This window comes from Streptomyces sp. NPDC006335 (genome assembly GCF_040612795.1).
Classification (GTDB): domain Bacteria; phylum Actinomycetota; class Actinomycetes; order Streptomycetales; family Streptomycetaceae; genus Streptomyces.
The window spans coordinates 186,452-201,403 of the sequence record NZ_JBEXQX010000006.1 but is presented as its reverse complement, the minus strand read 5'-3'; the positions used below and the strand labels follow the sequence as shown (position 1 = coordinate 201,403).

The 14,952-nt window shown below is 71.7% G+C and carries 12 protein-coding genes; 8 read left to right on the top strand and 4 right to left on the bottom strand.

Going from position 1 to position 14,952, the window contains the following annotated elements:
• The first annotated feature begins 58 nt into the window (after positions 1-58).
• The 8 genes from ABZ098_RS19565 to ABZ098_RS19530 all read left to right on the top strand — a co-directional run bounded on the left by ABZ098_RS19565 (position 59) and on the right by ABZ098_RS19530 (position 8,014).
• On the top strand, positions 59-1,012 hold the full coding sequence (locus ABZ098_RS19565; protein ID WP_356592711.1) for a WYL domain-containing protein: 954 nt from the start codon (positions 59-61) through the stop codon (positions 1,010-1,012).
• 19 nt (positions 1,013-1,031) lie between these two features.
• Entirely contained in the window at positions 1,032-2,096 is a 1,065-nt protein-coding gene (locus ABZ098_RS19560; RefSeq protein WP_356592709.1) for a WYL domain-containing protein, read from the top strand.
• Positions 2,093-2,383, top strand: a complete 291-nt coding sequence (locus tag ABZ098_RS19555) for a hypothetical protein (protein ID WP_356592707.1) — start codon at positions 2,093-2,095, stop codon at positions 2,381-2,383. The genes ABZ098_RS19560 and ABZ098_RS19555 overlap by 4 nt, the downstream gene beginning before the upstream one ends.
• Positions 2,384-2,438: 55 nt before the next feature.
• A complete protein-coding gene (locus tag ABZ098_RS19550) occupies positions 2,439-2,633 on the top strand; it encodes a hypothetical protein (RefSeq protein ID WP_356592705.1) in 195 nt (64 codons plus the stop codon).
• Between the two features lie 258 nt (positions 2,634-2,891).
• Positions 2,892-3,179 (top strand): Sec-independent protein translocase subunit TatA, encoded by a 288-nt coding sequence (tatA, locus tag ABZ098_RS19545; RefSeq protein ID WP_123988073.1) that lies wholly within the window; start codon positions 2,892-2,894, stop codon positions 3,177-3,179.
• Between the two features lie 48 nt (positions 3,180-3,227).
• The gene (tatC, locus tag ABZ098_RS19540) at positions 3,228-4,187 is read left to right on the top strand and encodes a twin-arginine translocase subunit TatC (RefSeq protein WP_356592703.1); all 960 of its coding nucleotides are present in this window, start codon (positions 3,228-3,230) and stop codon (positions 4,185-4,187) included.
• A 31-nt stretch (positions 4,188-4,218) separates the two neighbouring features.
• The gene (locus ABZ098_RS19535; protein WP_356592701.1) at positions 4,219-5,109 is read left to right on the top strand and encodes a diacylglycerol kinase; all 891 of its coding nucleotides are present in this window, start codon (positions 4,219-4,221) and stop codon (positions 5,107-5,109) included.
• Between the two features lie 40 nt (positions 5,110-5,149).
• Entirely contained in the window at positions 5,150-8,014 is a 2,865-nt protein-coding gene (locus ABZ098_RS19530; RefSeq protein ID WP_356592699.1) for a DEAD/DEAH box helicase, read from the top strand.
• Positions 8,015-8,084: 70 nt separating this feature from the next.
• Here the strand turns inward: ABZ098_RS19530 and atzF are convergent, their stop codons facing one another.
• The 4 genes from atzF to ABZ098_RS19510 all read right to left on the bottom strand — a co-directional run bounded on the left by atzF (position 8,085) and on the right by ABZ098_RS19510 (position 14,880).
• Complete coding sequence (gene atzF / locus ABZ098_RS19525; RefSeq protein WP_356592697.1) at positions 8,085-9,731, bottom strand: allophanate hydrolase; 1,647 nt, start codon at positions 9,729-9,731, stop codon at positions 8,085-8,087.
• 129 nt (positions 9,732-9,860) lie between these two features.
• The gene (locus ABZ098_RS19520; protein ID WP_356592695.1) at positions 9,861-13,382 is read right to left on the bottom strand and encodes a 5-oxoprolinase/urea amidolyase family protein; all 3,522 of its coding nucleotides are present in this window, start codon (positions 13,380-13,382) and stop codon (positions 9,861-9,863) included.
• Positions 13,379-14,017, bottom strand: coding sequence for an urea amidolyase associated protein UAAP2 (locus ABZ098_RS19515; protein ID WP_356592693.1), 639 nt, complete (start codon positions 14,015-14,017; stop codon positions 13,379-13,381). Before ABZ098_RS19515 ends, ABZ098_RS19520 begins: the two co-directional genes overlap by 4 nt.
• Positions 14,014-14,880, bottom strand: coding sequence for an urea amidolyase associated protein UAAP1 (locus tag ABZ098_RS19510; protein ID WP_356592691.1), 867 nt, complete (start codon positions 14,878-14,880; stop codon positions 14,014-14,016). Before ABZ098_RS19510 ends, ABZ098_RS19515 begins: the two co-directional genes overlap by 4 nt.
• Positions 14,881-14,952: the final 72 nt, after the last annotated feature.

The following is a 14,952-nucleotide window of genomic DNA, read 5'->3' as shown; positions in this document are numbered from 1 at the left end:
CTCCTTCGGGGCGGTACGGTCATCGTCCGTAAGCACCATAGGGAGGCGAAGGGCGTCGATGGCCATTGCCAAGGCCGAGCGGCTGATGAATCTGGCGCTGTGTCTGCTCGGGACGCGACGGCCGCTGAGCAAGCGCGAGCTCAGGGAGTCCATCGAGGCCTACCTGGAAGCCAATTCCGACGACTCCTTCAACCGGATGTTCGAGCGCGACAAGGATGATCTGCGCGAACTCGGGCTGGTGATCGAGACCGTTGAGAACCTCGACGGCGAAGTCGGCTATCTCGCCCGCCGGGACAGCAACCGGCTGCCACCCATCACCCTCGACGCCGAGGAGGCCGCCGCCCTGGGGCTGGCCGCCAAGGTGTGGCAGCAGGCCCGGCTCGCCGGCGCGGCCAGCGGCGCGTTGCAGAAGCTGCGCGCGGCGGGGCTGCCGGAGGACGTCGACCCGTACGAGGCGCACGGTGCCCTGGAGCCGCGCATCCCGGTGCACGAGGCCTCCTTCGAGCCGCTGATGCTCGCCTGCCGCGACCGCCGCCCGGTCGTCTTCGACTACCGCAAGGCGACCGCCGCCCGCCCCGAGCCGCGCCATGTCGAGCCGTGGGCGCTGGAGTGCTGGCGCGGCCACTGGTACCTGGCCGGATTCGACCGGGACCGGGGTGCCGAGCGGGTCTTCCGGCTCTCGCGGATCACCGGCAAGGTGCGCTCGCGCGGGGCGCGGTTCACGGCCCCGGTCCCCGATGTCGTCACCGTCCGCGAGACCGTGGCGAGCTGGGCGGGGGAGACCGCCGACCGCAGCGCGCTGATCCGGCTGCGCATGGGCGCCGGGTACCCCTTGCGGGCGAAAGCCACCGCCGTGCGGGAACTCGGCGACGGGTGGGACGAGTTGGAGATCCCGTACGGCCACGGTCTGGACGCGTGGCTGGTCGAGTTCGGTCCCGACGTGGTGGTCCTGGAGCCCGCCGAGTTGCGGGCCGACGTGGTGGACCGGCTGCGTGCCGTGGCCAAGGGCTGAGGGGGAGCGGAAGAGAACTGTGGCAGGCAAACCGGTCAGGCCCACGAACGCCATCGACCAGACCCGGCGGATGCTCTCGCTGGTGACCTATCTGAAGGAGCGCCCCGGAGCCCGGGTCGAGGACGTGGCCCGCGCCTTCGGGATCACCGAGGACGAGCTGGTCTCCGACCTCGATGTGCTGCCCATGTGCGGCACCAGCTTCCGCGGCGGCGACCTGCTCGACATCGACACCGACGGCGAGCGGATCTGGTGGCACAACCCCGCCGCGCTCGGCGAGGAGACGGCCGAACCGCTGCGCCTCGCCGCCGACGAGGCGACCGCGCTGCTGGTGGCCGCCCGCGCGGTCTCCACACTGCCCGGCCTCAGGGAGAGCGACCGGCAGGCGCTGCTGCGGGCTACCGCCAAGGTCGAGACCGCGGCCGGGGAACAGGCGGGCGCCAGTTCCCGGCTGTCGGTGACCTTCGAGGCCGAGGGCGGGGTCTTCGCGGACGTCGACCGCGCCATCTCCGAGCGGCGCCGACTGTGGATCCGCTACTACTCCCCGGCCCGCGACGAGGTCACCGAACGCGAGATCGACCCGATCCGCCTGGTCAGCGTCGGTCACACCTATGTGGAGGCCTGGTGCCGGCGCTCCGAGGCGCGACGGACCTTCCGGCTCGACCGGGTCGCCGAGATCAAGATCCTCGACGAGCCGTCCGCGCCCCCGGAGATCGAGCTCAGGGACCTCTCCGAGGGGCTCGTGCAGCCCGCGGCCGAGGACCCCGAGGTGGTCGTGGAGGTCGGTCCGGGCGGCCGCTGGGTCGCCGAGTACTACCCGCACGACAGTGCGGATGAGCTTTCCGACGGCGGGCTGCGTATTACCCTCCGCACCCCCGACCCGGCGTCGCTGCGCAGGCTGGCGCTCCGGCTCGGCCGCGACGGTCGTATCGTCTCGCCGCGCGACCTCGCCGACAGCGCCCGGGAGGCCGCCCGCGAGGCCCTGGCGGCCTACGACGGGGTCGAGGCGCAGGGCGCGCACGCGGCGGACACGGGGCGCGACAGGCAGGACGACGGTCAGTACGACAGGCAGGAGCAGGGGCTTTGAGCGAGTCGGCGACGTCTGGTGCGGGCATCACGGTGGCTGCCGCCTTCGCGGGGATGCGGAGCGCGGCCCCGGTGACCTTCAAGGCGGGCTGCCCGGACTGCCGGGAGCGGTTCGAGCTGGGCGCCGGCGCGTTCCGCCTGGCCATCGGCGCGACCAGCCGCACCACCTTCTACTCCTTCACCTGCCCCGAGTGCGGCGCGGCCGTCCGCAAGCCCGCCGGCGAGCGGATCGTGGAACTGCTGACCGGCGGCGGGGTCCGTACGCTGCGACTGCACTCCACCCTCTAGACCCTCCAGGCCCTCCAGACCTTTCAGACCCTCCAGACCCTTTAGGCTCGGTGTCATGTTCTGGCCGATGTTCGCGGTAGCTGTGGGTTTCGTGGGTCTCGTCGTGCTGGGCGTGCTCGCCGTCCGGGTCTTCCTGGAGGCCCAGCGCCTCGGACGCCAGGTCACGGACTCGGCGCGGCGTATCAGCAGGGCGGCGGAGGACCTGGAGCGCGCGGCGGTGAGCACGGCCCGCTCCGTGGACTCGCTGTGAGTACGGCCGCGAGTTCGGTGTGAGTCGAGCCCCGCATGCGTTTTGGGCCACTTCGACCTGTCACCGTGACGGGATCGGCAGGTACGCTGCTGGTCGCGGACCGGATAACGAGGCTCGGCCGCGAACCGGGAGTACGCACAGGGATTGCCAGCCGTTCACCCCTGAGCGTTACGATCGCTGCCAGCACGACTGATCGGACACTTGTCCGACCGGTCGGACAGCACCCCACAAGCCGCCTCGGTGAGAAGGTAAAGACTTATGTTCGGAAGGCTCGGCGCCCCCGAGATCATTCTCATCCTCGTCGTCATCATCCTGCTGTTCGGCGCGAAGAAGCTTCCCGACATGGCGCGCTCGCTCGGCAAGTCCGCTCGCATCCTCAAGAGCGAGGCCAAGGCGATGAAGGACGAGGGCAGCAGCACGGCCACCCCGGCCGGCCCGCCCAACACCGACGAGCAGACCCCGGCTCAGCGCACCATCCAGGCCTCGCCCGGCGACGTGACCAGCTCGCGCCCGGTGACCGAGCCGACGGACACGACCAAGCGCTGACGCGGGGCCGGTGACCTCCGGCCCGCCCGCACGAGATGGGAACGTGGGTTGCTGAAGTCTGCCCGCAAAGAGGAGAGGGATCCCGAGGGGCGGATGCCTCTCGCGGATCACCTTCGTGAGCTCCGCAACCGGCTTGCGAAGGCCCTGCTGGCCATCGTCATCGTGACGGTCGTCGCCGCCTTCTTCTACAACGACATCATCAACTTCCTGACGAAGCCGATCCTGGACTCGATCGGGTGCAGCAAGAGCTTCGAGGAACTCGCCAAGGCATCGGCGGACGACTCCACGCAGAAGTGCGCCAGGATCACCATCAACGGCCTGCTCGCGCCGTTCACGCTGGCCCTCCAGGTCTCCCTGACGGCGGGTATCGTGCTGGCCTCGCCGATCTGGCTGTACCAGCTCTGGGCGTTCGTGGCCCCGGGCCTGCACCGGCACGAGAAGAAGTACGCGTACGCGTTCGTCTTCACCGGTGCCCCGCTGTTCATCGGCGGCGCCTACTTCGCGTACTCGGTGCTCCCCACCACCGCGAAGGTGCTGATCGACTTCACGCCGAGCGGCAGCATCGACAACCTGCTCCCGCTCGACGACCTGCTGCAACTCGTCACCCGCATGGTGATCGTTTTCGGCCTGTCCTTCGAGTTGCCGCTGCTGCTGGTCATGCTCAATCTCACCGGCCTGATCACCGGCAAGCGGATGCTCGGCTGGTGGCGGGGCATGATCATGGGCATCACCGTGTTCGCCGCCGTCGCGACCCCGAGCACGGACCCGCTGAGCATGCTCGCGCTGGCCGGCCCGATCTGGGTGCTGTACTTCTTCGCGGTGCTCTTCTCCCTGGTCAACGACAAGCGTCGACGCCGCCGCGAGGCCGAGGGCCCCGCCGACGACGAGGCGTCCGACCTGGATCTCACCCCCGAGGACATCGGCGAGGTCGAGACCGTCTCCGCCAGCCGGGCCCTGCCCGAGCAGGCCGGCACGGACCGGGTCAACGGTTATGACGACGTGACCTGACGACTGGGAAGCGGCTCGTAAGGTCACTTCTGTGACCAGCGAGATCACCCTCTTCGTCAACCCCACCGCGGGTCGCGGCCGGGGCGCCCACGCGGCGCAGCCGGCCGCTTCCGCGTTGCGGGCGGCGGGCTTCGCCGTGCGGACCGTGCTCGGCGGGGACGCCGCCGACGCCCTCGCACGCGCGCGTGCCGCCGTCAGGGACGGCACCGGCGCCCTGATCGCGGTCGGCGGCGACGGCATGGCCAACCTCGCCCTCCAGGCCGTGGCCGGCACCCGCACCCCCTTCGGCCTGGTCGCCGCCGGCACCGGCAACGACTTCGCCCGCGCCCTGGGGCTGCCGGTGCGCGACCCCGCCGCCGCGGGCCGGCTGATCGCCGAGGCCCTCAAGGAGGGCCGCGTCCACGACACCGACCTGGGGCAGGTCGGCGACCACTGGTTCGGCACCGTCCTCGCCTCCGGCTTCGACTCCCGGGTCAACGACCGCGGCAACCGCATGAGATGGCCCGCGGGCCGCCTCAAGTACGACCTGGCGATGCTCGCCGAACTGGCCGCCTTCCGGCCCGTCCCGTACCGGATCACGCTCGACGACGGCCGGGTCCACGAGGTCGAGGCGACCCTGGTGGCCGTCGGCAACGGATCGTCGTACGGCGGAGGCATGCGGATCTGCCCGGGCGCGGACCTCGCCGACGGGCTCTTCGACATCACCGTCGTCGGAGACTGCAGCCGTACGACCCTGCTGCGGGTGTTCCCGAGCGTGTACCGGGGCACCCACGTCGACCATCCCAAGGTGACCGTGATGAGGGCGGCCGGCGTCGAGATCACCGCGCAGGGCGTCACCGGGTACGCGGACGGCGAGCCGCTCGGGCCCCTGCCGCTGAGCGCGCGCTGCGTCCGCGCGGCGGTGTCGGTGGTCGGCCCTTGAACTGCGTGAAGGGCAGGTTTCACGGAATCCGATCCGGATAATGATCGTCCTGTTGTCAGTGGTGCCGGGTACGCTCGAAAGCACGATGACAGAGGACCTCTCACCGGCCGAGCGGTACGCGGCAGCCAAATTGCGGGCAGCCGAGCAGGCCACCGCGCTCGCGGGCTTCCGCGAGATGTACGACTTCGGTCTCGACCCCTTCCAGATCGAGGCCTGCAAGGCGCTCGAAGCCGGCAAGGGCGTGCTGGTGGCCGCCCCCACCGGTTCCGGCAAGACGATCGTCGGCGAGTTCGCCGTCCACCTCGCCCTCCAGCAGGGCAAGAAGTGCTTCTACACCACCCCCATCAAGGCGCTCTCCAACCAGAAGTACGCCGACCTGAGCCGCCGTTACGGCGCGGAGAAGGTCGGCCTGCTCACCGGCGACAACAGCGTCAACTCCGACGCCCCCGTGGTCGTGATGACCACCGAGGTCCTGCGGAACATGCTGTACGCGGGCTCGCAGACCCTCCTCGGCCTCGGCTACGTGGTCATGGACGAGGTGCACTACCTCTCCGACCGCTTCCGGGGCGCCGTCTGGGAAGAGGTGATCATCCACCTGCCCGAGTCGGTGACCCTGGTGTCGTTGTCGGCGACCGTGTCCAACGCCGAGGAGTTCGGCGACTGGCTCGACACCGTCCGCGGCGACACCCAGGTGATCGTCTCCGAGCACCGGCCCGTGCCGCTGTTCCAGCACGTGCTCGCCGGACGGCGGATGTACGACCTGTTCGAGGAGGGCGAGGGCAACAAGAAGGCCGTCAACCCCGATCTCGTGCGGCTGGCCCGGATGGAGGCCCAGCGGCCGTCGTACCAGGACCGCAGGCGCGGCCGGGCGATGCGCGAGGCCGACCGGGAGCGCGAGCGGCGGCAGCGGTCGCGGGTGTGGACGCCGAGTCGGCCCGAGGTCATCGAGCGGCTGGACGCCGAGGGCCTGCTGCCCGCCATCACGTTCATCTTCAGCCGCGCCGCCTGCGAGGCGGCCGTACAGCAGTGCCTGTACGCCGGTCTGCGGCTGAACGACGACGAGGCGCGGGGCAGGGTGCGCGCCCTCGTCGAGGAGCGCACCGCGTCCATCCCGACCGAGGACCTCCACGTCCTCGGGTACTACGAGTGGCTGGAAGGCCTGGAGCGCGGTATCGCGGCCCACCACGCGGGCATGCTGCCGACCTTCAAGGAGGTCGTCGAGGAGCTGTTCGTACGCGGCCTCGTCAAGGCCGTGTTCGCGACCGAGACGCTGGCACTGGGCATCAACATGCCCGCCCGTTCGGTGGTGTTGGAGAAGCTCGTCAAGTGGAACGGCGAGCAGCACGCCGACATCACACCCGGCGAGTACACCCAGCTCACGGGGCGTGCGGGGCGGCGCGGCATCGACGTCGAGGGGCACGCGGTGGTGCTGTGGCAGCGCGGCAGCAGCCCCGAGCACCTGGCGGGACTCGCGGGCACGCGCACGTACCCGCTGCGGTCCAGCTTCAAGCCGTCGTACAACATGGCGGTCAATCTCACGGAGCAGTTCGGGCGGCACCGCTCGCGTGAGCTCCTGGAGACGTCGTTCGCGCAGTTCCAGGCCGACAAGTCGGTCGTCGGGATCTCCCGGCAGGTGCAGCGCAACGAGGAGGGCCTCGACGGCTACAAGGCCTCCATGACCTGCCACCTCGGCGACTTCGAGGAGTACGCGCGGCTGCGCCGCGAACTCTCGGACCGGGAGACGGAGCTGGCCCGGCAGGGAGTCGCCCAGCGGCGAGCGGAGGCGGCCGTCGCGCTGGAGAAGCTCAAGCCGGGTGACGTCATCCATGTGCCGACGGGCAAGTACGCCGGTCTCGCGCTGGTGTTGGATCCGGGGCTGCCCGCCGGGCGGTCCAACGGCCACCGGGGCTTCGACCACCACGACGGTCCGCGGCCGCTGGTGCTGACCGCCGAGCGGCAGGTCAAGCGGCTCGCGGCGATGGACTTCCCGGTGCCTGTCGAGGCGTTGGAGCGGATGCGGATCCCGAAGACCTTCAACCCGCGCTCACCGCAGTCCCGTCGGGACCTCGCCTCCGCGCTGCGCACCAAGGCCGGGCACATTCCGCCGGAGCGGGCCCGCAAGAAGCGGGCGCAGGCGGCCGACGACCGCGAGATCGCGCGGTTGCGGACGGCCATCCGGGCACACCCCTGCCACGGCTGCAACGACCGCGAGGACCATGCCCGTTGGGCCGAGCGCTATCACCGGCTGCTGCGTGACACCTCGCAGCTGGAGCGGCGCATCGAGGGGCGCACGAACACCATCGCGCGGACCTTCGACCGGATCGTGGCCCTGCTGACCGAGCTGGACTACCTGCGCGGCGACGAGGTCACCGAGCACGGCAAGCGGCTGGCCCGCCTGTACGGCGAGCTCGATCTGCTGGCCAGCGAGTGCCTGCGGGAAGGCGTCTGGGAGGGCCTCGGCCCCGCCGAACTGGCCGCGTGCGTGTCGGCGTTGGTGTACGAGTCCCGGGTGGGCGACGACGCCATGGCGCCCAAGCTGCCGACCGGCAAGGCGAAGGCCGCGCTGGGGGAGATGGTGCGGATCTGGGGGCGGCTGGACGCCCTGGAGGAGGACTTCCGGATCAGCCAGACCGAGGGGGTCGGGCAGCGGGAGCCGGATCTCGGGTTCGCCTGGTGCGCGTACATGTGGGCCTCGGGGAAGGGCCTGGACGAGGTGCTGCGGGAGGCGGAGATGCCGGCCGGGGACTTCGTGCGGTGGTGCAAGCAGGTGATCGATGTGCTGGGGCAGATCTCGGCGGCGGCGCCGGTGGCCGGAGGTGAGGGGTCCTCGTCCGTCGCGAAGAACGCGCGCAAGGCCGTTGATCTGCTGCTGCGGGGGGTTGTGGCCTACTCGTCGGTGGGGTGACGGGCCGGGAGGCGGGTGCGGGTGCGTGGGGGCTGGTCGCGCAGTTCCCCGCGCCCCTGGGGGAGTTGCGCTACCCGGCGTTCACATAGGGCCGCCAGCCTCCGTACTCCGTGATGTCCTCGGCGTCCTCCAGTGCGCTCGGTTCGCACAGAAAGCCGGGCACATGGGTGCCGTCCGACAGTCTCACCCTTCCCAGCGCCATCGGGCGGGGGAGGGCCGACAGCAGGCGGCCCAGGCCCTCCGCCGGCAGGCGCCAGACCTCCGCCTCGATCTCCGCGCCGCCCTCGCCCACGTGGACCAGGCCCGGCTTCGGCGGGTCCGTTTTCAGGGCGTGCAGGCGGTAGACCGGGGCCGTGGTCGTCGTACGCTCGTAGCGGGCGCCCAGGGACAGGAGTTGAGGGTTCAACGGCTGGCCCGTCAGATGGGCGCCCACCACCACCAGGCGGGTCTCCGGCCGGAGCAGGCCCGTGATCCTCGCCAGGCGGTCGTCGGTGTGGGCCGGGCCGATCAGCATCACGCCGAACGGGAGGCCGTTCACCTCACCCGCCGGGACCGCGACCGCGGCCAGGTCGAAGAGGTTCGTGGAGTTGGTGAAGCGGCCCAGACGGGCGTTGGCGCCCAGGGGGTCGGCGGCGACCTCGGCGAGGGTGGGGTGGCCGGGTGTGGTGGGCAGGAGCAGGGCGTCCGCGTCGGCCAGTTCGGCCAGCGCTCGGGTGCGGAGCTCGGCAAGACGGTCCATGTCGGCGTAGAGCTGGTGGGCCGGGAGGTCGCGGGCCCGGGTGATGATGGTGGCGACCGTGGGGTCGAGGGTGTCGTCGTTCGCCGCTGTCGCCTTGTCGACAAAGGCACCCACCGCTGTGTAGCGCTCGGCCACGAACGCGCCCTCGTAGAGCATCGCCGCCGCCTCGGTGAAGGGGGTGAGGTCCAGCTCGCGCAGGGTCGCGCCCGCCGCCGCGAGCTGCTCCACCGCCTGCTCGTACGCCTCCGCCCAGCCCTCGTCCAGTTCGCCGAGCTGTTCGCGGGGAGGGACCGCCACCCGCCAGGGGCCGGGCCCGCGCCCCGGCAGGGACGGGGCCGTGCCGGTCGTCATGAGGGACAGCGCCTGCTCGGCCTCGGGGAGGGTGCGGGCGAAGACGGTCACACAGTCGATCGAGGCACAGGCCGGCACGACCCCGGCCGTGGGGACCAGGCCGCGGGTGGGCTTGAGGCCCACGATGCCGTTGAAGGCGGCCGGGACCCGGCCCGAGCCCGCCGTATCGGTACCCAGGGCGAAGTCGACGATGCCCAGCGCCACGGCGACCGCCGAGCCGGAGCTGGAACCGCCGCTCACCCTCGTGGGGTCGTACGCGTTGCGGACCGCGCCGTACGGGGAGCGGGTGCCGACCAGGCCCGTCGCGAACTGGTCCAGGTTCGTGGTGCCGAGCACGATCGCGCCCGCCGCGCGGAGCCGGGCGATCACCGGGGCGTCGGCCCCGGGACGGTAGGCGTACGACGGACAGCCCGCGGTGGTGGGCAGGCCGGCCACGTCGATGTTGCCCTTGGCGGCGAACAGGCGGCCCGCGAGGGGCAGTCGCTCGCCTCTCGCGAGCCGTTCGTCGATCGCTCGGGCCTCCCGCTCGACCTCCTCGCGCGGGCGCAGGTCGATCCAGATCTCGGGGCGGTCCACGGCCTCGACGCGCTCGTAGGCGGCACGGACCCGGGTGAGGGTGCTGGACATGGGTCGCTCTCTTTCACTGTGCGGACGGGGCCGGGACGAGGGTCACTGTGCGGGCGGGGCCGGGACGAGGGTCACTGTGCGGGCGGGGCCGGGACGAGTGTCACTGTGCGGGCGGGGCCGGGACGAGGGTCACTGTGCGGGCGGGGCCAGGACGAGCAGGGCCGTCCCCGCCTCCACCTGGTCGCCCGGCCTGGCCAGGATCTCCGCGACCACGCCGGCCGTCGGCGCGTGCACCCTGGACTCCATCTTCATCGCCTCCAGGGCGAGGAGCGGCTGTCCGGCCGTCACCTCGTCCCCCGGCTCGACGTTCAACTGCCACACGGACGCGGCGAACTCGGCCTCGATCAGGCGGCCGCCCGGAGGGACCGCGATGTCGGCGGGGTCGGCTGCCGGGGCGGACACGGACTCGGCCCGCGCGAACTCGCCCGCCGCCTCCCACGCGTCCCGCTCCGCGGAGAAGGCCGTCTGCTGGGTCGCCCTGAACTCCGCTATGGACTCGGCGTGTTCGGAGAGGAACGCCTGGTACTCGGCGAGCGAGAAGGTGCCCTCCTCGATGCGGGGCACGAAGCGGCCGGACGTGATGTCGGCGCGCAGCTCCAGGAGTTCGTCCGCCTCCACCGGGTACCACTTGACGCGGTCGAAGAAGCGCAGCAGCCAGGGCGAGCCCGGCTCGAACGCGCCGCGCTGCTGCCAGGGCGACCACACCTGGGTCGTACGGCCCACGAACTGGTAGCCGCCGGGGCCCTCCATGCCGTAGACGCACAGGTACGCCCCGCCGATACCGACCGAGTTCTCGGCCGTCCAGGTGCGTGCCGGGTTGTACTTGGTGGTCACCAGGCGGTGGCGCGGGTCGAGGGGGGTGGCCACGGGGGCGCCCAAGTAGACGTCGCCCAGGCCCAGGACGAGGTACTCCGCGTCGAAGACCGTGCGGTAGACGTCGTGCACCGAGTCCAGGCCGTTGACGCGGCGGATGAACTCGATGTTCCACGGGCACCAGGGGGCGTCGTCGCGGACGCCCGCCATGTAGCGGGCGATCGCCTCGCGGGTGGCCGGGTCGTCCCAGGAGAGCGGGAGGTGGACCGTGCGGGAGGGGACGACCAGCTCGTCGGACGGGGGGAGGGACGCGGTGATCTCCCGTACGGCGGCGAGGAGTTCGTCTTGGGGAAGGCGGTTCGGGTCGGTCCGGATCTGGAGGGATCGGATGCCGGGGGTGAGGTCGGTGATGCCGTCCGGGCCCTGTTCGCCGACCGCTTCCATCAGCGCGTGCACGCGCATGCGCAGCGCCAGGTCCAGCTGCATGGGGCCGAACTCGACCAGCAGGTTGTCGTCGCCGCTGCGGCGGTACGTCACGTCGCCGTCGCGGGCGAGGATGCCGCCGTCCACGATCGCCGGGCGCGCCGAGCCGTCGGTGTGCACCGGCACGAAGCGGACCGTGTCGCCGGGGCGCAGCTGGCCCAGCTTCCAGCGCTCGGCGCTGATCACGGTCGCCGGGCACACGAACCCGCCGAGGGAGGGCCCGTCCGGTCCCAGCAGCACCGGCATGTCGCCGGTGTAGTCGACCGCGCCGACCGAGTACGGGGTGTCGTGGATGTTGGACGGGTGCAGGCCGGCCTCGCCGCCGTCGGCGCGGGCCCAGCGGGGCTTGGGTCCGATCAGGCGGACTCCGGTGCGGGCCGAGTTGAAGTGGACCTTCCACTCGGCGGCGTAGAAGTCGTGGATGTCGTCCTCGGTGAAGAACTCCGGGGCGGCGTGCGGGCCTTCGGCGGCGGCGATGTGCCAGGTGGAGGTGAAGCAGGGGCGGTCGTCGACCGGTGTCGGCGTGATCGGCGTCCCCTCGTGCGGGCGCCCTCCGTGCAGTACGTCGCCCGTCCGCAGTGCCCGTCCGCCGTGGCCGCCGAAGCGGCCCAGCGTGAAGGTGCTCGCGCTCCCGAGGAAGGCCGGGACGTCGAGGCCCCCAGCGAACAGGACGTAGGTGCGCAGCCCGTGTTCGGCGGGGGCGCCGACCTCCAGGACTCCGCCCGCGGGCACGGTCACCGGCTCCCACGTGCCGACCGGTGTGCCGTCGACGGTGACCGGGGCCGGGGCGCCCGTCACACAGACGGTCGTGGTGTGGGTGAACCTCAACGACGGTCCCTGCAAGGTGCATTCGAGGCCGGGGGCGCCTTCCGGGTTGCCCAGCGCCCGGTTGCCGAGCCGGAAGGAACGGTCGTCCATCGGACCGCTCGGCGGAACGCCGACCTGCCAGTAGCCGGTGCGGCCCGGCCAGTCCTGGACCGTGGTGAGGGTGCCCGCGGCCACGACCTCGATGCGCGGGGTGGGGTCCTGGATCCCGGAGAGGGTCGTCGTGGAGTGGGTGGCCGTCCTGAAACCGGAGTCCGTCAGCGCCGCGCGGACCAGGCCCAGGTTGGTCTCGATGCCGTCGACACGGGTGCGTGTCAGGGCCTCGTCCAGCCGCTGGAGCGCGTGGGCGCGGTCCGGGCCGTACGCGATGATCTTCGCGAGCATCGGGTCGTACGACGTCGTCACCTCGGTGCCGGTCTCCACCCAGCCGTCGACACGGACCCCCGGGGGGAACTCGACCCGGGTCAACAGGCCCGCGCTGGGCCGGTGTTCGCGGGAGGGGTCCTCGGCGTACACGCGAGCCTCGACGGCGTGGCCGCGCGGGGAACCCGGTTCGCGTACGACGTCCCGCTCGCCCCGGGCCAGCCGGAGCATCCAGGCGACCAGGTCGACGCCGTAGATCTCCTCGGTGACCGGATGCTCCACCTGGAGACGGGTGTTGACCTCCAGGAAGTAGGCCTCCTCACGGGCGGCGTCGTAGACGAACTCGACGGTGCCCGCGGAGCGGTAGTCGACCGAGGCGCACAAGTCGCGGGCGCTCTTCGTGAGTTGCGCGCGGACGTGTGCGGGGAGACCGGGGGCCGGGGCCTCCTCCAGGACCTTCTGGTTGCGGCGCTGGAGGGAGCAGTCGCGGTCGCCGAAGGTGACGACTTCGCCCTCGCCGTCGCCGAAGACCTGCACCTCGACGTGGCGGGCGTGCTCGACGAGCCGTTCCAGGAAGACGCCGGCGGAGGAGAAGGAGGCGGCGGCCACACGCTGCACCCGGTCCCAGGCGTCGGTCAGTTCGTCGGCGGAGCGGCAGGCGGACATGCCGATGCCGCCGCCACCGCCGGTGGCCTTGAGCATGACGGGGTAGCCGATGGCTCCGGCCGCGGCGAGGGCTTCGTCGAGTGAGGGCAGCAGGCCCGTCCCCGGCGCCAGCGGCACTCCGGCCGCCTCCGCCGCGGCCCGTGCCGTGTGCTTCGCGCCGAACAGGTCCAACTGCTCGGGCGTGGGGCCCACGAACACGATCCCCGCCTCCTCGCAGCGGCGGGCGAAGACGGCGTCCTCGGACAGGAAACCGTAACCGGGGTGGATCGCGCCCGCGCCCGAGTCCTTGGCCGCCTTCAGCACCAGGTCGGCGTCGAGGTACGACTCCTTCGCGGGCGCGGGGCCGAGGCGTACGGCCTGGTCGGCGAGCCGGACGTGGGGTGCGGCCCGGTCGGCGTCGGAGTACACCGCGACGGTGCGCAGGCCCAGCTCGCGGGCCGTGCGGATGATCCGGACGGCTATCTCGCCCCGGTTGGCGATGAGGAGGGTGTCGAAGGTCATGCGGCGGCGCCGTTCGTGGTCTGCGCGAGGCCGTCGGCGCTCTCCGCGGCAGCGATCGTCATCCGCACCGGCGTCGGGTCGAAGCCGTTGCAAGGGTTGTTGATCTGGGGGCAGTTGGAGACCAGGACGAGGACGTCCCGTTCCGCGCGCAGGGTCAGGGAGAGGCCCGGTGCGGAGATGCCGTCGACGATGCCGAGGGTGCCGTCCTTCTCGACCGGGACGTTCATGTACCAGTTGATGTTGGAGACGAGGTCGCGCTTGCCGAGGCCGTACTTCGAGCCCTCGGCGAGGAAGTTGTCCACGCACGCGTGCTGCGACCAGGTGTGGTGGCCGTAGCGCAGGGTGTTCGACTCCTTGGAGCAGGCGCCGCCGACCGTGTCGTGGCGGCCCACGTCGTCGGCGGTGACCGTCATCAGCGGGGTGTGCTCGTTGGACATGAGCACGCTGCCCGTGGTGAGGAAGATGCCGCCCTGCGCCTGGATGGTGTCGGGGGCGCTGTAGCGGACCGAGGTGTCGTGGGCGTCGTAGACGAGGAAGTCGACGGCCTGGTTGCCGTGCAGGTCGGTGATGGTGAGCGTCTCGCCCTCGCGGATTACGGAGGACCAGGCGGCGCGGGCCGGAACCACGGTCTTCATGCGCGTCCCTTCGAGCTGTATGCGCGTCCCTCGGAGCTGTATGCGCGTCCCTTGGAGGCGAGGAATTCGGCGGTGTTGAGGAAGGCGCGGCGGCCTTCGGGGGTGGCGTCCCAGAGGGGGTCGCCGGCGCGGGTGGGTTCGGCGCGCCAGGCGAGCACTTCGAGCGGGGTGCTGACGTACGCGGGGCGTGGGTCCGCAGGATGGGGGACGTTCGCGATCAGCACGGTCACGTCCTGCTCGGCGCGGAGGGTGACGGCGGCGCCGGGGCCCGCCGAGCCGGTGAAGTCGAGGGTGCCGTCCTCGCGGATCCGTACGCCCTGGAAGAAGGAGAGGGAGGGCGGGAGATCGCGGGGTTCGAGGCCGTTCTTCGCGGCCGCCAGCTTGAAGAGCTCACGGCCGGCGGGGGAGGGGCTCTGGGGGGTGCCGTCGCCGTAGCGCCCGGTGTTGCGGGCCAGGGTGGAGGTCCCGCACAGGGCGTCATGGCGGCCGGAGGTGTCGCCGACGACGCTCGCGAGGACGCGGCCCTGGTCGGACAGGAGCAGTTGGCCCTCGCCGAGGTAGGCGTTCCACTGCACCTTGACCGTGTCGGCGACGTTCAGACGCTCCCAGGGGCGGCCCTCCGCGTACAGCAGGAGGTGGGCGCAGGCGTCCCCGTGGAGGTCGGTGAGACGGAGTTCGGTGCCGCGGGCGAGGACGCGGTGGGTGTAGTTGCCGCCCGCTACGGTCTCCGCCCACACGAGGCGGCCCGCCGCGGAGGGCGGGTCCGGCCAGTCGCCGGCCGGGACTACGGGCATGGCCTCGGCGCGGGTGCCCTCCTGGGCACGGGCGTGGTCTCGGGCTCCGTATGTGGTCTCTGTGGCCATGGCGGACCTCCGGCTCCGGGGGTGTTTCTGTCGCTTGACAGAAATTAGGGGCGGGGTAGGTCGGGAGGATTG